General features: G+C 70.0%; 14 protein-coding genes. 11 read left to right on the top strand and 3 right to left on the bottom strand.

The features are described from left to right. Positions 1–211: 211 nt before the first annotated feature. A complete protein-coding gene (locus ACFY1H_RS49410; protein WP_386956764.1) occupies positions 212–1,273 on the bottom strand; it encodes a M24 family metallopeptidase in 1,062 nt (353 codons plus the stop codon). A gap of 113 nt (positions 1,274–1,386) precedes the next feature. Between ACFY1H_RS49410 and ACFY1H_RS49405 the strand changes: the two genes are divergently transcribed. After that, positions 1,387–2,121 carry a hypothetical protein gene (locus ACFY1H_RS49405; RefSeq protein WP_386956763.1) on the top strand — a complete coding sequence of 245 codons (735 nt, stop codon included), beginning with the start codon at positions 1,387–1,389 and terminating at the stop codon, positions 2,119–2,121. Between the two features lie 6 nt (positions 2,122–2,127). On the opposite strand, the gene ACFY1H_RS49400 is transcribed toward ACFY1H_RS49405, so the two are convergent. Further along, on the bottom strand, positions 2,128–3,090 hold the full coding sequence (locus ACFY1H_RS49400) for a GlxA family transcriptional regulator (protein ID WP_386956762.1): 963 nt from the start codon (positions 3,088–3,090) through the stop codon (positions 2,128–2,130). A 349-nt stretch (positions 3,091–3,439) separates the two neighbouring features. On the opposite strand from ACFY1H_RS49400, the gene ACFY1H_RS49395 reads away from it, so the two are divergent. The 4 genes from ACFY1H_RS49395 (at position 3,440) to ACFY1H_RS49380 (ending at position 7,846) form a co-directional block, all read left to right on the top strand. Further along, the gene (locus ACFY1H_RS49395) at positions 3,440–4,627 is read left to right on the top strand and encodes a hypothetical protein (protein WP_386956761.1); all 1,188 of its coding nucleotides are present in this window, start codon (positions 3,440–3,442) and stop codon (positions 4,625–4,627) included. A gap of 81 nt (positions 4,628–4,708) precedes the next feature. Then, positions 4,709–5,407, top strand: coding sequence for a DUF6308 family protein (locus ACFY1H_RS49390; protein ID WP_386956760.1), 699 nt, complete (start codon positions 4,709–4,711; stop codon positions 5,405–5,407). Positions 5,408–5,847: 440 nt separating this feature from the next. Beyond that, entirely contained in the window at positions 5,848–7,131 is a 1,284-nt protein-coding gene (locus tag ACFY1H_RS49385; RefSeq protein WP_366588856.1) for a MurT ligase domain-containing protein, read from the top strand. Then, positions 7,124–7,846 (top strand): glutamine amidotransferase, encoded by a 723-nt coding sequence (locus ACFY1H_RS49380; protein ID WP_366588858.1) that lies wholly within the window; start codon positions 7,124–7,126, stop codon positions 7,844–7,846. Before ACFY1H_RS49385 ends, ACFY1H_RS49380 begins: the two co-directional genes overlap by 8 nt. Positions 7,847–7,887: 41 nt before the next feature. Here ACFY1H_RS49380 and ACFY1H_RS49375 read toward each other — a convergent pair whose 3' ends face one another. Beyond that, positions 7,888–8,340, bottom strand: a complete 453-nt coding sequence (locus ACFY1H_RS49375; RefSeq protein WP_366588862.1) for an archease — start codon at positions 8,338–8,340, stop codon at positions 7,888–7,890. 224 nt (positions 8,341–8,564) lie between these two features. Between ACFY1H_RS49375 and ACFY1H_RS49370 the strand changes: the two genes are divergently transcribed. The 6 genes from ACFY1H_RS49370 (at position 8,565) to thpD (ending at position 17,073) form a co-directional block, all read left to right on the top strand. Beyond that, positions 8,565–10,022 (top strand): sugar porter family MFS transporter, encoded by a 1,458-nt coding sequence (locus ACFY1H_RS49370; RefSeq protein ID WP_366588865.1) that lies wholly within the window; start codon positions 8,565–8,567, stop codon positions 10,020–10,022. 2 nt (positions 10,023–10,024) lie between these two features. After that, on the top strand, positions 10,025–13,342 hold the full coding sequence (otsB, locus tag ACFY1H_RS49365) for a trehalose-phosphatase (RefSeq protein ID WP_386956759.1): 3,318 nt from the start codon (positions 10,025–10,027) through the stop codon (positions 13,340–13,342). Next, positions 13,326–14,114 (top strand): HAD family hydrolase, encoded by a 789-nt coding sequence (locus ACFY1H_RS49360; protein WP_386956758.1) that lies wholly within the window; start codon positions 13,326–13,328, stop codon positions 14,112–14,114. Before otsB ends, ACFY1H_RS49360 begins: the two co-directional genes overlap by 17 nt. Further along, on the top strand, positions 14,111–15,109 hold the full coding sequence (locus ACFY1H_RS49355; protein ID WP_366588873.1) for an ROK family glucokinase: 999 nt from the start codon (positions 14,111–14,113) through the stop codon (positions 15,107–15,109). Before ACFY1H_RS49360 ends, ACFY1H_RS49355 begins: the two co-directional genes overlap by 4 nt. Positions 15,110–15,305: 196 nt before the next feature. Further along, positions 15,306–15,773, top strand: coding sequence for a hypothetical protein (locus tag ACFY1H_RS49350; protein WP_366588876.1), 468 nt, complete (start codon positions 15,306–15,308; stop codon positions 15,771–15,773). Between the two features lie 397 nt (positions 15,774–16,170). Next, positions 16,171–17,073 (top strand): ectoine hydroxylase, encoded by a 903-nt coding sequence (gene thpD, locus ACFY1H_RS49345; protein WP_386956757.1) that lies wholly within the window; start codon positions 16,171–16,173, stop codon positions 17,071–17,073. Positions 17,074–17,169 lie beyond the last annotated feature (96 nt).

Raw genomic sequence — 17,169 nt, 5'->3', positions numbered from 1 at the left:
TCACCGCGGGCACCAGCTCGTGGTTCAGGTTGAAAACGGCGCGTTCATCGTCGTATCCCACGTCACCCGGCAGCAGAACCGAACCCGCCACCACGGCGGCCGGGGCCGCGGCATCCTCAGGCAGCACCGGCGGCAAAGAAGAATCGTCGAAAGTCATGGTGTTTCTCAGGGGGAACGGTGAAGTGCGGAAAGCGGCCGGTGCTGTCGCCGCTCAGGAAAGGTCCTGGGCGACACCGTGGTCAGCCCAATACCGAACGTGCGGCAGGTCGTCGTCGAGCCAGTAGGCGGTGTCCTCGGTCACCACGAGAACCTCGCCCCACTTGGCGCCGACCTCGCCGCGGCCGATGTGCGGCTCGAACGCCCACAACCCCGGCTCGCACGGCCGGTCGGACTTCGGCTTCCAGAAGGGCGCGGAGCGAACGTCCAGGCGCAGGGCCGATCCGACGATGTCGCCGGCCAGGTAGCCGACGGTCTGCGGGCTGAACCCCTTCACGTTGAACGTCGGCAGCCGCAGGCCGGGCACCCGGCCGACGCGATGCGCGATCGCGGAACCGGGGTACATCGAGTGGATGTTCACATAACCGTGATCTCGGGTGTACTCGTCCACCGCTTTGTCGATCCTGGCCTGGGTGTCGCCTTTGCGCACCAGCTCCAGAATCATCGGGCGAAAGGCGGCGAGCGCCATTCGGGTTTCGTGGAATTCCTCCGTCGGCTCGCCGAGTGTGCATGAGTGCCCGATGTCGGCGGCGCCACCCCGATGGATGGGGCCGACATCGAGGATGACCGCGTCGCCGTGGGCCAGCCGGCGACCGCTCGGCCGGTAGGTTCCACTGCCCCGGGCCGTCTTGGACTCGAGGAGGTCCCGGGCCCGGCGCGGAAGAGGCGGAAAGTCCCTGAATCGGGTACGGTCGCCGAACCACACGAAGCCGTAGTGGAAGAAGTGGGAAACGCCACGCGCACGCAGCCAGCGCTCGAGCTTCCCGGCCGCCTGCTGCTCGGTGATCCCTTCGTGCAATTCGGCTTCGATCGCGACAACCGCGTCGAAGGCGAGACGTTGCGCCGCCTTGAACGCTACGAGTTCTTCGTCGGTGAACAGTTCGCGGGTCAAGTGCGGTGCCTCCGGTGGTGGCGTCGAGTTGATCAGCTCCAGCGTCTGCGTGCCCCGCACGGCACTGAAGAGCGGAATCCGACGAAAATCCCCCAGATCCGGACGGAATCGGACCATCTCGCCGGTCCGGCTCAGCCGGGTCCGAATGTGTGGGACGCCGGTCACTCACCGCCTGGCCGGCTCTTCGCCGAGCACGAAAAGTGGAAGCAGAAACCCCCGTCTCACTGGAGCCCCTCGTGTGCGCAAGCGGCGACGCAGCAAGTGGATCGACCTCGGCGATGGCCGGCTACGCCTGGGTCTGCGAAACGAACGGCGTGCTGACCCGCGCCGAGCGGTCCACCGTCCGCGCCGGCATGCGGAAATTCGTCCTGGAGACGATCGGCGGTTTCCTCACGTGGCCGATGCAACGGCCACGTTCGGCGGAACCGCTCGTTCCGGAGTTTCCCGACACCGAAGTCGCGAGCACCGCCGTGGAGACGGCCAAGAAGCAAGGCACCACGCTTCTCTTCCACGGCTACCGGACCTGGCTGCTCGGAACCGCGCTGGCCCAGGCGGACCAGACCGAGGTCGACGCGGAACTTCTCTTCGTGACGGCACTGCTGCACGACTCGGGAATGCTCGTCAGCGTGCCGGGGGAGGATTTCACCCGGCGGTCGGCGGACACCGTCCTCGAGGTTTTCGAGCGCGCCGGCGCGCCGCGCCGCCGAGCCCTCGAAGCCGCCGATGCCGTGGTCGCGCACGCGACACCCGGCCTCGACCGGTCCACGGACCCGATCGGCTACTACGTCCAAGGCGGTGCCATGGCCGATCTCGCCGGCATCCGCAGGTGGCACCTGCCGCCCGGGGCCATCGGTCAGGCCTACGCCCGGTACCCGTCCCACGACATCCACCGCACTCTTTCGGCGCTGGCTCGCCGGAACGCCGAAGAACTGCCCGACGGCCGGATGGCGCTGCTCGTTCCGAAACCCTTGGGCAAGGCACTTCGTCTGGCCCTGAATTTCGCGGCCGGATGACGGGCTCTACGACCTGCCCGTGCTCTTGAAGCGGTCGCGGTACTGACTCGGCGAGAGCCCCAACCGGGCCACGAAGGTGCGGCGCATCGTCTCCGGGCTGCCGAACCCCGCTCCCGCCGCCGCCTCTTCGACGTTGTGCCCTGAATCCAGCAGCGACTTCGCGTGATCGAGCCTGACCTTCTCGACGTACCTCGCCGGCGTCATGGCGAACTCCGCGTGGAAGAGCCGGATGAGGTGCCGGGTGCTCACCCCGACCCGGTCGGCGAGCCGGCCGGCGCTGTGATCCAGACCGGGATCCGCGGAGATGAGATCGACGACGTCTCGCAGCGTCGGCGTCCGGGCGGGCTTGATCTCCAGCGGGGCGGAGAACTGCGACTGGCCGCCGGGACGTTGCATGAACACGACGAGGTTCCGGGCCACGGCCCGCGCGAGGTCGGGGCCGTTGTCGGCCTCGACCAGGGCCAGGGCGAGGTCGATCCCGGCGGACACCCCCGCCGACGTGAACACCCCCCGGTCCTCGACGAAGAGCGCGTCCGGGTGCACGTCGACGTCGGGGAACGCCCGGGCGAAAAGCCGCGCGTGGCGCCAGTGGGTGGTTGCCCGGCGCCCGGACAACGCGCCGGCGGTGGCCAGGGCGAAGGAACCCGTGCAAATGGAGACGAGCCGGCGGGTCCGCTCGCGAAGCACCCGGATGGCGGCCACGAGCTCGGGATCGATGGGGGCGCCGACGAGGACGTCGCCACCGCAGACCACGACGGTGTCCGCGCGCGTCACGCTGTCGGCGGGACCGTCGACGGGCATGGTCGACCCGGTCGAGGTGGCCACGGCTTCGCCCGAAGGTGACACATAGGACAGTGAGTAGTCCGCCCCGAAGAGGTTCGCTTCGGCGAAGACCTCGGCCGGCCCGGCCACGTCCAGGCTTTTCACCCCGTCGAAGACGACGAACACCACGTTCCTCGAGCTGGGCACGGTCCTGACCTCTCAATCGTCGAACCCGGCGCGCGGTTGCCGAAGCGCCGGGTTGCCCGAAGCGTGGCATCCAGGGCTCCCGGTGCCGAACCGATGTCCGGATCTGTGGGAACCCGGTCGGTTTTCGCTCTGCAGCCCGGTTCACCACTCCCGGCAGACTGGCGGAGCCCGCCGGGAAGCCGTGGTGGGACAACGGTTCCTGCTCGGTCGCGAAGGACGGACACCGGAATCACGCGGATACGAGGTTTCGTCCCCGGCTTCGGGCCGGACGGACCAACGGGGTGGAGCGAGCCGGGTCGGTGAGGAAAGCGGTGGCACGTTTCTCGGCCGGTCGCCGATCACCGGCGTCATGACCACCCAGCTCCCCGCGCGCACGGCCGGACGCGCGCTGGGCCGTTGGCTCGCGGGCGGTGCGCTCGTGGCCGTGACGGCCGGTCTCGCCTACCTGCTCTCCGCGGTCAGCGGCTCGCTGCCGCACCTGCTTCCCGGCTACGACGGGTGGCAGGAGCGGGCGTACTCCCGGCTTCCGTCATTCCTGCGCTGGTGCCTCGGCGACACGACCGAGGCGCAGTCGTTCAAAACCGATCTCGGCGGGCTCGGCCTGCTCGCCGGCGGCTGGCTCGCCCACGTCGCCGCGACGCGCCGGCGCCGCTGGGCCGGGTTCCCGATCGCCGCCCGCACCGGGTTGTGGCCGTGGCTCACCGGCTCGGCACTGCTCGGGCTGCTGCTGTCGAACCTCGCGTGGGGCTGGACGATCCCCGCCACGGGCGCGTGGCAGCCGACGTTCGTCGCGTTCGTGTCCATCCCGCCCTCGGTCGTGCTGCTCTACGGGCCGGGCTGGCGGGTGGCCCTCACCGGCGCCGTCCTGGGCGCCACCCTGACGACGCCGATCGCGATCGGGCTCGTCCAGTTCGTGTGCTATCCCCTGGGGCTGCCCACCTCGATCGGCACGGCCGGCAGCATGTGGCTCAGTGCGCTGCTCGCGTTTCCCCTGTGCCGGATCCTGCCGTGGTTCCCCCACCGGCCGGCACCGGCACCCGGCCCGGTCGATCCGCCCCGCCAAGGACCGGCGTGGGTCCTCCGCCGCGTCCTGGCCGACTTCACCGAAGCCCCGTTCCACGGCAACGAAATCAGCTCGGCCGGCCTGCTCGCCGGCACGCTGCTCACGTACCTGCTCAACCCGCTGACTCCGGTCCATGGCACCGCGCTGCTCCCGGCGCTGCTCACCACGCAGGTCCTGACCTCCACACTCGGCGTCCTGCTCTACCACCGCCAGTGGGCCCGCCACGGCTGGTACCCGACTTTCGTCCCCCTGGTGTCCGTCGCACCCGCCGTCGTCCTGACGTACGGCCCGACCGCCCCGTCCATCGCTGCCGGCGCCATCCTGGGCGCGATCCTCGCCCCACCCCTCGCGGCGTACACCTCCCGCCGGCTCCCCGCCACGATCCACCCGTTCGTCGGCAACGTCGTCTCCATGACGGTGTGCACGGGGGTGGTGGTTCCTGCTCTCGGGTTGCTTCCGGGGTTCGTCCACTGAGGGCAGTCAATTGGTTCGCCCCGTCGTAACGATCAGCGTGACACCCGAGACGTCACCTCACGACCAGCTGTGGTGAGGGGCGTGCAGGTGCATTCGACTTCAAGGCGGGTTCCGTCGGCCCAGGCCTACCCGCGCGAGCACGGTCTGCTCGATCGCTGCGTCCGCGGCACAGATCGAGCCGAGTCGGTGGCGTCGCTGGGCCGGTACTTCAATCAGGACGACGGTGCACCGCGGTACACCGGTCGATGGTTCGAGCGATTCGCCGGTACCGGAGACCAGCCCGTTTTCGCCGACACTGTCACCGAGTGCGATGTCCTCGCGCTCAACTTCCTCGGCATCACCGACCTGGCCGACGTCGCCGTCGATGTGACGATGACTCACGCCGCGGAGATCTCCGCGCTCCTTGCGGCGATCCCTTCCGATCTGTCGATGCACGAGGCACCGTGGGAGGTCTACAGCGAAGCGTCGGCGGCGACGCAGCTTTGGCAACTGTTCAAGCGCTGTGGTGGCAAGGACAGGTGGGTCACGGCCAACAAGCTGCTGGCCCGGAAGCGGCCGCGCCTGCTGCCGGTCTACGACAGCCGGGTCAAAGCGGTTCTCGGCCGGCCGGACAGCATCTGGGCGTGTCTGTGGACGTGGTTCCACGCCGACGGGGCGCGCGCAGCCGCCGTAGCGGACCTGCGCGCCGAGGCCGGCGACGTGGACGACATCAGTCTGCTGCGCTGTCTTGACGTCGTCCTGTGGATGCGCGCGAACAGCTCCTCGCCAACCGCAGCCTGAGTGCGTGGCCCGGAGCAGAAGTTCCGAACGAGCTGCTGCGGCTGTGGTCGATCAGCGGGAGTTCGCGAATCTTCGCGGATGTCGACTTCGGGCAGTGGGGGCTGCGGTTGCTCTCGCCCGGGATGCCGCCCAGCGGACGCGGCAGGAGCGCACCCAGTGGATACGCCCGGAGCGGGTCTGAAAATGCCGCCTCGCCAGTGATTCACCGCGTGAAGGACGATCGCGGGTTGGCACACGGCGGCAAGTCCGCGGCCACTACGGACAAACAGGGCAACTAGGACAGCGCCCGCCGTCCGTACTCGAACGCGCACCGATGCGTCCCGACGTACGCTGGTGGGTCAACCGAACACGCCGCCCGGTTCGCATCGGACGTGCCGTCGTCTCAGCGCCCGGCCAAGGCGGACGAGGGGGACGGCGACCAAGCGCGAAGGAGGCCGTGCGTGAGCCCCGAATCATCGTGTGCCGTCGGTGCGCCGGCCGTCGTGCCGGGCGTGCCGCGGCGGCTGCCGGTGCGGACGTGGCTGGCGGTGGCGGCCGGGCGGCTCGGTGCGGCGATGTCGCGGGGCATGGGCCTCGGCAGCGGCGGCGTCATCGGCGGGCGGATCGCACTCGCGCTGGATCCTCGCGTGCTGAGCCGGATCGGCGGCGGTCGGACGGTGGTGCTGGTGACCGGCACCAACGGCAAGACCACCACCGCGCTCATGCTCAGCCGGATCCTGGGGACGCTGGGCGAGGTGGCCACGAACAGCGACGGCGCGAACATGACCGACGGGGTGGTCGCCGCCCTGGTGGGCAAGCATCGGGCCGCCCTGGCGGTTCTCGAGGTCGACGAGACGTACGTGCCCGCTGTTGCCGCGCAGGTGCGCCCGGCGTGCCTCGTGCTGCTCAACCTCAGCCGGGACCAGCTGGACCGGGTCGGCGAGGTCCGGACGACGGAACGGGCGTTGCGGGCGATCGCCGCGGCGCTGCCGGACACGACCGTGGTCGCCAACTGCGACGATCCGCTGGTCACCTCGGCCGCGCTGGGCTCCGCGCACCCCGTGTGGGTCGGCGCGGGAGGGCGGTGGCACGCCGACGCCGTGGCCTGCGCCCGCTGCGGCCGAGCCGTGGTGCGGCAAACCACCGGCTGGCACTGTGCGTGTGGTCTTGCCCGGCCGGATCCGTTGTGGACACTGACCGGTGATGCGGTGGAAACCGCGGCGGGCTCGAAGATCGAGCTCGGCCTCCGCCTGCCGGGCCGGGCGAACGCCGCCAACGCCGCGATCGCGGTCGCCACCGCCGCGCGGCTCGGTGTCTCGCCGGAGGTGGCCGTCGCGCAGCTGCGCCCGATCGCCGACGTCGCCGGCCGCTACCGCCAGGCCTGGGTGTCCGGGCACAGTGTGCGGGTCATGCTGGCGAAGAACCCGGCGTGCTGGGAGGAAACGTTGCCGCTGCTCGACTCCCGGTCGCCGGTCGTGATCGCGGTGAACAGCGGTGAGGCCGACGGGCGGGACATGTCGTGGCTGTGGGACGTGCGGTTCGAGCAGCTGCGCGGACGCCAGGTCGTGGCCTCCGGCGACCGGGCGACCGATCTGGCCGTCCGCCTCACCTACGCCGAGGTGCGGCACACGCTCTGTCCCAGTCCGTTCGCCGCGGTCGCCTCACTGCCGGCGCCCGGCCCGGTCGAGCTCGTCGCGAACTACACGGCTTTCCGTGATCTCCGGCGGCAGCTCGGCGATGGCTGAGTCGGCCGTGCGGATCGGGGTGCTGCTGCCCGACATCCTCGGCACCTACAGCGACGGCGGCAATGCCCAGGTGCTGCGGCGGCGATTGCAGTGGCGGGGCATCGCCGCGAGCGTGACGGAGACCCGCCACGGCGAGGCGGTGCCGTGTTCGCTCGACCTGTACCTGCTGGGCGGCGGCGAAGACGACGCCCAAGCTCTCGCGGCGGCGGACCTGCACGGGCACCCCGGACTACAGCGGGCGGTCACGCGTGGTGCCGTCGTGTTCGGTGTCTGCGCCGGGCTTCAGATCCTCGGCATGACCTTCACGACGCCCGACACCGTCTCCCACCGCGGGCTGGGCCTGCTCGACGTGGTGTCGGCTCCGGGACGGCGGCGTGCGGTGGGGGAAATCGTCGTCGACGTCCAACCCGAGCTGACGGCACAACCCCTCACCGGCTTCGAGAACCACCTGGGCCGCACGCTCGTCGGCCCCGGCAGCTGTCCGCTCGGCTCGGTCCGCGCCGGCGTCGGCAACGGGGACGGCACCGAGGGCGCGGGTACCGGCCGGATACTGGCGACCTACCTCCACGGCCCGGTGCTGGCGCGCAACCCGGCGCTGGCCGACCGGCTCCTGGAATGGGTGCTCGGTACCCCGCCGGCACCGCTGGCTCTGCCGGAGGTCGACGCCTTACGGGACGAACGGTTGCGCGCAGCCACGCGCGGCCCGCACTGGTGATCCTCCAGGACCGGCGCGGAGCCGCCTGACCTCGCGGCGGCTCACACGTCGATCCGGGCCGCGCACCGCCAGCCGCGTTCGGTGCGCTCGCAGCGGACCTCCCGCCGGGACACGGCCTTCGGAATCGCCCCGGTCGGGATGACGGAGCCGAGGTCGGTCATCTGGCAGCGCAGCCGCACCGTCGAGCCGTCCACGACGATCCCCTCGGCGGTGACCGGGATCAGGCACCGAGTCCGCATCGTGAGGATGACCTTGTCGAGCAACGCGACCAGCACCGAACCGTCGGTCGCGCCGCAGACCTCGAACGACCAGGCCGTGGACCCGCGGTGCAGCCGGGTCCGGGCGAAACTCTCCACCAGGGCCCGGACGGCTTCCGCCAGACACGCTTCCCGCGTCGGTCCCCACGCTTCGATGCGCAGGTCAGCGGCGTGCACGACGCGCCGCGTACCGCGGGCGTCCTGCTTCGGCAATGGTTTCCGCTCGAACCTCCCCACCAGTGCAGCATCCGGGGCAGAGCCCGGGTCCGGCCTCACCCGGACCAGGCGAACCGAGCGAGCCTCGGCCGTCGGCTCCGGCACGACCGGCCGCCCGCCGGGTGCAAATTACGCGGGCGGCGGCCCTCTTGACGGAATGTGAACCAGGACACACTCTGGAGAGAGGCGTGAGGGAGCCGTCGAGCGCAGCCTGCCTCGGAGACCCTCGCGCGGGGGAGGTCCACATGGGGACCACACCGGAGGAACCGCCACCGTCGAGCGAACCCCCTTGGCCGCTGGGCAATCCTGCGCATCGGGTCAGCTATCCCACCCCGAGTACCGGGCGCACCGTGCTCGTCGCCGCGACGGCGGCGCTCGGCGGTTTCCTCTTCGGCTACGACACCGCGGTGATCAACGGCGCGGTCAAGGCGGTCGGGGAAACCTTCAACGCGTCGCCCTTCGTCCTCGGGTTCGCGGTCGCCGCGGCGCTGATCGGCTGCGCGATCGGCGCCTGGTTCGCGGGTGCGATCGCGGACCGCTACGGCCGGATCCGCGTCATGTGGCTCGCGGCGATCGCGTTCGCGATCAGCGCGGTGGGCAGCGGCTTCTCGTTCTCGATCTGGGAACTCGCGTTCTGGCGGCTGGTCGGAGGTCTCGGCGTCGGTGCCGCATCGGTGATCGCTCCCGCCTACATCGCGGAGATCTCGCCGGCGCACCTGCGCGGCAGGCTGGGCTCGCTGCAGCAGCTGGCCATCGTGTCCGGCATCTTCGTGGCGTTGCTCGTGGACTACGCACTGGTCGCCGGATCGGGCGGCGCGTCGGATCCGCTGTGGTTCGGCCTCGCGACGTGGCGGTGGATGTTCCTGTCGCTGCTGATTCCCGCCCTCGCCTACGGCCTGCTGGCCTTGACGATCCCGGAGTCACCGCGGCACCTGGTCCAGAAGGAGCAGCTGGCCAAAGCGGCCGAGGTGCTGCGGCGGTTCGTCGGCGGAGACGTCGACGCGCGGATCACGGAGATCATCCGGACGGTCAGGGGAAAGACCGAACGCACCGGCTTCGTGACCGTCCGTGGCCCGCGGCTGGGGTTGCTGCCGATCGTCTGGATCGGCATCGGGCTGTCGATTTTCCAGCAGTTCACCGGCATCAACGTGATCTTCTACTACTCCTCGGTGCTGTGGCAGGCGGTGGGGTTCAGCGAGCAGAACGCACTGGCGATCACCGTGATCACGTCGGTGACCAACATCCTCACCACAGTCATCGCCATCGCGCTGGTCGACCGCATCGGCCGCAAGCCGCTGCTGGTGATCGGCTCGATCGGCCAGTTCGTCTGTCTCGGCGTCCTCGCCCTGCTCTTCGGCACCGCGCCGGTCGTGAACGGCACGCCGGACCTGGGTTCGGCCGGGCCGATCGCGCTCATCGCCGCCAACGTCTACGTCGTGTTCTTCGGCGCGACGTGGGGCCCCGTGGTGTGGGTGCTGCTCGGTGAGATGTTCAGCAACAAGATCCGCGCGATGGCCCTGTCCGTCGCCGCGGCGGCGCAGTGGCTGGCCAACTTCGCCATTTCCACGACCTTTCCGGCATTGTCGGACGTCGGGCTGGGACTTGCTTACGGCGTCTACACCTTCTTCGCCTTCCTGTCGATCTTCTTCGTGTTCAAGTTCGTCAAGGAGACGAAGGGGCGTGAGCTGGAGGAGATGGCCTGACCATGACCGAGCCGACGTCGAAAGTCCGGGAACTTCCCCACGCGCTGCGTGACGGTGATCGGTTCGCCGAGCGGCTGGCCGGCCGGCGCCCGGCGGTGTTCCTCGACTACGACGGTGTGCTGGCCCCGATCGTGGACCACCCCGAGGACGCCCTGATCTCCGAGCGCATGCGGGAAACGGTGCGCGCGCTGGCGATGCGCTGCCCGGTTTGCGTGGTCAGCGGGCGTGACCGGCTCGACGTGCAGCGGTTGATGGGAATCGATGACCTCGTGGTCGCCGGCAGCCACGGCTTCGACATCTGGAGCCCGGCCGCCGGCGAGATCCACCACGACGCCGCGAGCGGGTTCGAGGACGTCATCGGCGAGGTCACCGATCGCCTGCGCACCGAAACCGGCTCGATCCCGGGCGTGGTGATCGAACCGAAGAAGGCCTCGGTCGCGGTGCACTACCGGCTCGTCGACCCGGACGGGCGGCAGCGGATCACCACCGTGGTCGAGACACTCCTCGCCGAGCATCCGGATCGGCTGAAGATGACGCCGGGCAAGATGGTCTACGAGCTTCAGCCCAAGATCGACTGGCACAAGGGCAAAGCCGTCCTCCACCTGCTCCGCGCCCTGCACCTGGACTCGCCGGACGTGGTCCCGATCTACCTCGGCGACGACATCACCGACGAGGACGCCTTTCGGGCACTGGCCGATCGCGGCGGCGTCGGCATCTTCGTCGGACGGGCCGCCGACCCCGAGGTGGCCGATCGCGGCACGTCGGCCGACTTCGCGCTCTCCTCCCCGGAAGAGGTGGCGCAGCTGCTGTCCACTCTGGCCGTCGGCGAGGGCGAACCCCGAGACGAGCGGAAATCCGACTGCGTGGTCGGCTACGACCACTTCGATCCCGGCACCGAAGGGCTGCGGGAGTCGCTGACGTCCACGGGCAACGGGTACTTCTGCACCCGCGGCGCGGCCGAGTGGGAGGACGCCGACAAGATCCACTATCCGGGCACCTACGCCCACGGTGGTTTCAACCGCGAAACCACCATCCTCGGGGGCCGGCCGGTGCAGAACGAGGACCTGGTCAACCTGCCGAACTGGCTGGTGCTCAAGCTGCGCATCGAGGGCGAGGAGGCGATCCGGCTCGGCAACGTCGACCTGATCTCCTACGAGCACTCCTACGACATCCGGCTCGCGATGGTGCAACGGGTCCTGCGCTTCCGCGACCGCGCCGGCCGGGAGACGACGTTGCGCAGCCGCAGGTTCGTGAGCATGGCCCACAGCCACCAGGCCGGTATCGAGTGGACGCTGACGCCCGAGAACTGGTCGGGTCGCGTCGAGGTGATCTCCGGGCTCGACGGCCGGGTGACCAACCAGCAGGTCGCCCGCTACCGCGAGCTCGAGGGACGGCACCTCGACCCGGTGTCTCCGCGTACTTTCGGTCCGGAGACCATCGCGCTGAAGGTGCAGACCCGGCAGTCGGACATCTACGTCACCGAGGCCGCGCGCACCCGCGTCTTCCTCGACGACGAGCAGCTTCCGGTGGAGCGCGCCCTGGATCAGATGGACGACTACATCCAGCAGGTCATCACCTTCGACGTGGCGCGGGGCCGTCCGGTCCGGGTCGAGAAGATGGTGTCGCTGTTCACCTCGCACGACAACGCGATCACCGAGACGCTGGCGGCCGCGGGCCGGGGCGTCCTGCGCTACCCGGACTTCGCCGAGGCACTCGTGGAACACGCGTCGGCGTGGCGGGAGCTGTGGGCGGTGTCCGATCTCCAGCTCCCGCGGGAACCCCGGGTCGAGCTGCTGCTGCGGTTCCACGTGGCGCACGTGCTGCAGGTCTGCTCCCGGCACACCGCACGTCACGACGCGGGTGTCCCGGCCCGGGGGCTCAACGGCGAGGCCTACCGCGGGCACGTGTTCTGGGACGAGCTCTTCATCTACCCGTTCCTCAACTTCCGGCTGCCCACCATCACGCGCAGCTTGCTCCTCTACCGCTATCGCCGGCTCGCCGAAGCGCGTGCCGCCGCGCGGGAAGCGGGCTTCCGCGGCGCGATGTTCCCGTGGCAGAGCGGAAGTGACGGCACCGAAGAGACCCAGGTCGTCCACCTCAACCCGCTCTCCGGTTCGTGGGACCCCGATCTCAGCCACAACCAGCGGCACGTCAACGCGGCCATCTTCTACAACGTCTGGCAGTACTACCAGGCCACCGACGACCGGGAGTTCCTGCGCGACTACGGCGCCGAGCTGATGCTCGAGATCGCGCGGTTCTGGGCCTCGATCGCGCGGTACAACCCGGAACGCGACCGCTACGAGATCCACGGCGTGATGGGACCCGACGAGTTCCACGAGCGCCATCCCGGCAGCGAAGAAGGCGGTTTGCGCAACAACGCGTACACCAACGTGATGGTGGCCTGGATCGCCGGTACCGCTCCGCGGGTGCTGAGGCTGTTGCCGGCCAGCCGCCGCGCCGCGCTGAGCGCCCGCCTCGGACTGACCGATGACGAGCTGCGCACGTGGGACGAGATGAGCCGCAAGATGTACGTGCCGTTCCACCCGGACGGCGTCATCAGCCAGTTCGAGGGCTACCAGGACCTCGACGAGCTCGACTGGGAGCACTACCGGGCCGAGCACGCGAACATCCAGCGGCTGGACCGGATCCTCAAGGCCGAGGGCGAAGATCCCGACCGGTTCAAACTGGCCAAGCAGGCCGACGCGGTCATGTTGTTCTTCCTGTTCTCCGGCGAGGAATTGCGCACGCTCTTCCACCGGCTCGGCTACGAGCACGATGCGGAGCTGGCCCGGCGCACGATCGACTACTACGACCGGCGCACCTCCCACGGTTCGACGCTGAGTCTCGTCACCCACGCCGGCGTGCTCGCCGCACTGGACCCGAAGAGTTCCTGGGATCGGTTCATCGTGGCGCTGGAGAGCGACATCGGTGACGTCCAAGGAGGAACGACGAAGGAAGGCATCCACATGGGTGTCATGTCCGGGACCTTGGACCTGCTGCAGCGCTACTACGTCGGCAGCGCCGTGCGGGACGGCGTCCTGTTCTTCGCGCCGACCCAGCTCAACCGGCTCGACGGCCTGGTTTTCCCGATGCAGTACCGCGGCGTACCGCTGCGGGTGTCGATCACGGGCGACGAGCTGACCGTCTTCGCGCTCCCGCAGGGTTTCCGCGGGCCGGTCTTCGTCGGCGTCGGGGACGAGGTCCACGAGCTCGGGGCGGGGGACAGCCGGGTCTTCACCGTGTCCGCCGAGCCCGCGCCGGCGGCGGTGGCAAGCCATGCCGGCCACGCGGAAGGGAGCCACCATGGCGAAAGGCTTTGAGGGCGCGATCTTCGACGTCGACGGCGTGCTCGTCGACTCCCCGCACGAGCGGGCCTGGAAGGACTCGCTGCGTGAGCTGATGGAGACCGAGTGGGCCGACATCTGCGACCGGACCACGTGGTCGGACGACCGCTTCACTCCGCAGGTCTACCAGCAGGTGATGTCCGGCAAACCCCGGGCCGCCGGAGCGCTGGCCGCTCTGGAGTACTTCGAGGTGCCCGACGCGAAGGCGCGCGTCGAGCTCTACGGTGCGCACAAACAGGAAATGGTCATCAAGCTCATCGAGGCCGGCGAGTTCGAGGCCTATCCCGACGCGCTGCGCTTCGTCCTCGCGGTGAAGGCGGCGGGCATCCCGACCGCGGCCGCGTCGTCGTCGAAGAACGCCGGGCTTTTCCTCCGGCAGATCCGCCTCGACACCTTCGCCGCGCAGAACGGCCTTTCCGCCGGCTTCGTGACGCCCGGACTGAGCCTGCTCGACTCGTTCGACGCGGACATCTCGGGCCGCGACTTCGCCCACGGCAAGCCGCATCCGGAGATCTTCCTGACCGGCGCGGCCGAGCTCGGCGTCGCCCCCGAAGACTGCTTCGTCGTCGAGGACGCGGCCAGTGGCATCGAGGCCGCGAAGGCCGGCCGGATGGCGGCGCTGGGCATCGCCAGGGCCGACGACGAGGCGCTGCTCGCGGCCGCGCGGGCCGACCTCGTGGTGACCTCCCTCGACGAGATCGACGTCGCGGCGCTCGGCCGCCACGTCCTGACCGGGCGGGCGCCATGAGCAGCCCGGCGGCGGAGGCGGTTCCCCGGCCGCTGCACGAGGCCGCCGAGGGGACCCTCGCCATCGGCGTCGACATCGGGGGCACCAAGATCGCCGCGGGGGTGGTCGACGAGAGCGGGCACATCGTCGCGCGCACCCGGCGTCCGACGCCCGCCGACGACCCGTCGAAGACCCAGGACTCCATCGCCGACGCCGTTCGCGAGCTGACCAGCGAGTACACCGTGGTCGGGGTCGGCCTCGGCGCGGCGGGGTTCGTCGACGAGAAGCGGTCGACCGTGATGTTCGCGCCGAATCTCGCCTGGCGGGACGAGCATTTGCGGGAGTCGCTGGAGGACCGGCTCGGCGTGCCGGTGATCGTGGAGAACGACGCCAACGCCGCCGCGTGGGCCGAGGCCCGGTTCGGCGCCGCCCGCGGCGAGAGCCACGTCGTCATCCTGACCATCGGGACCGGGATCGGCGGCGGGGTCGTCCTCGACGGGAAGCTCTACCGGGGCCGCTTCGGGCTGGCCGCCGAGATCGGGCACTTCACCATCGTCCCCGACGGACGGCGCTGCGGATGCGGCCTGCACGGCTGCTGGGAGCAGTACGGCAGCGGGCGTGCGCTGGTGCTCGAGGCGCAGGAGCAGGCGACGGTCGCGCCCTCGATGGCCCAGGAGCTGCTGCGGCTCGCCGGCGGACGTCCGGCGGGCATCACCGGCCACCTCGTCACCGAGGCTGCGCAGTCGGGCGACGTGACCGCCCTGAACTGCTTCGACGAGCTGGGCAAGTGGCTCGGGCGCGGGATGGCCGCGCTGGCCGCGATCCTCGACCCGGGCATGTTCGTCATCGCCGGCGGCGTGTGCGAGGCCGGGGAGATTCTGCGCGCGCCGACGGAGGCCGTCTTCCGCAAGAACCTCACCGGCCGCGGACACCGACCCGCCGCGAAGGTACGGATCGCCGAGCTGGGCAACGAGGCCGGCCTCGTGGGCGCCGCGGACCTGTCCCATGTGCGGTGAGCCGGGCGGGTTCCAGGCGCCGGCCGGGATTCTCGACCGGGGAGTCCTTTGTGGACATATTGGCCCGGATTGCGCGTGGGTTCCACGTCGGCTCTACCGCGACCGCTGCGGCCCTTCGCCCGTAGACCGCGGTAGGTGCGGCGACCTATCATGAGATTGCACAGTGTGTCAAGGGCTGACCGGGTGGGTGGTCGTCATGCGTAGTTACCTCGTGGTCGCGAACCAGACCCTGCTGGGTCCGGAGCTGCAGAAAGAGCTCCACAAGAGGATCGAGGCGGGGCCGAGCTCCTTCTACGTGCTCGTCCCGAACACCGCCGCCGCGCAGTACCACACGGTGCCCGCCGCCGGTGGCTTGATGCCGATGCCCAGCGTCGTGCTGGACTTCGGCCGGCCCGCCTCCGACGAGGAGGCGACCACGCAGGCCCGGCAACGGCTGGACCAAGTGCTCGCCGACCTCGCCGCCCGGAAGGTCCAGGCGGACGGCGGCCTCGGGAGCGCCCAGCCGCTCGAAGCCATCGAGAAGGTGCTCGCGGGCCGCGAGTTCGACGAGATCATCGTGGCCACGCTGCCCCGGCGCGCCTCGCGCTGGCTCCGGGCCGACCTGCCACACCAGGCCGAGCGCCGGTTCGGCCTGCCGGTCACCACGATCACCACAAAACGCTGATCAGGCAACGCGCGAGAAATCACCTTTCTGTCTGATCGGGTGCCGAGCCGGAAACTTTTCACGACGAACTTTTCACCGCGCCGGCCCGGCAGCCGAAATCGATCCGTGGCCCTGTTCGGCGCCACCACTGCCGACCGGGAAGACTCCGCGGCCGGGATCGCGAGCCGGGCCGGGTTCCCGGGTTACGCAAGCATGCGAGGGGTGCCGGCGAAGGAATTGTCGATCAGTTCGACGGTCCGGCGGCGTCTTTTTCACGACGGCGTGCCGCGCCAAGGCGGGTGACCACGCGCGATACCCCGCCGTCCGGCAATCGAACCGGGCGGGCGCAGTTCCTGCCGATCTCCGGAATTTTCCCGTTAATGTGGATTCCGTTCGGGTTCGGAAGGAGCTGGGACGGATGACGGGCACCAAGACCGAAGACAGATATCCGACGCGGATCGGCGGCGAGCCGGCGTTGCTGCGCCGGGAGGTGCCCGTGGTGTGGCCGGGCCGGCTGCGCGAGCCGTTCACCCCGGCCGAGCTGGCCGCGCACGCCGAACGGGGGTATTCGATCGTCCCGTCGTCGGTCACGGACGAGGAACTGCACGTGCTGCGCGCGGAGCTGGACCGGCTGTGCGCCGACGAGACGCTGGCAGCGGACGAACGCGTGGTGCGGGAGAAGGCTTCCGGCGCGGTGCGGTCGATCTTCGAGGTCCACCGCATCAGCCGGCTCATCGCACGGTTGGTGCGCGATCCCCGGGTGCTGGACCGGGCCCGGCAACTGCTCGGCTCGGAGGTGTACGTGCACCAGAGCCGGATCAACTGCATGCCCGGCTTCCGCGGCAAGGGTTTCTACTGGCACTCCGACTTCGAGACCTGGCACGCCGAAGACGGCATGCCCGTTCCCCGCGCGGTCAGCATGTCACTGGCACTGACGGACAACTACCCCTTCAACGGCGGCCTGATGGTGATGCCCGGTTCCCACCGGGAGTTCGCGCAGTGCGCCGGCGCCACGCCGGGGGACCACTACCGCGATTCCCTCAAGGAACAGCAGGTCGGTGTGCCCGACGAGGCCACGATCACGCGCCTGGCGGCGGCCCACGGGATCGACCAGTTCACCGGTCCTGCCGGCCACGCGCTGTGGTTCGACGCCAACCTGATGCACGGATCCGCCGACAACATCACCCCCTACCCGCGGGCCAACGTTTTCGTGGTCTTCAACAGCGTGGAGAACACCTTGCGGGAACCGTATGCCGCGGCCGCGCCGCGTCCCCCGTTCGTCGCCGCCCGCGACTTCACGCCCCTCGCGCCCACGCACTAGCTGTATTTGGCCAGGACGTTGGTAGCGGAAGGTTCTGGTTGACGTGGGGAGAACCTCCGGTTGAGGTGTGGCTTGTCTAGGACCCACGTCAACCGG

This window comes from Amycolatopsis sp. NPDC001319, from assembly GCF_042896185.1.
GTDB lineage: Bacteria > Actinomycetota > Actinomycetes > Mycobacteriales > Pseudonocardiaceae > Amycolatopsis.
Note: the sequence above shows the minus strand (reverse complement) of the source record. Positions and strands in the feature narration are given on the sequence as shown.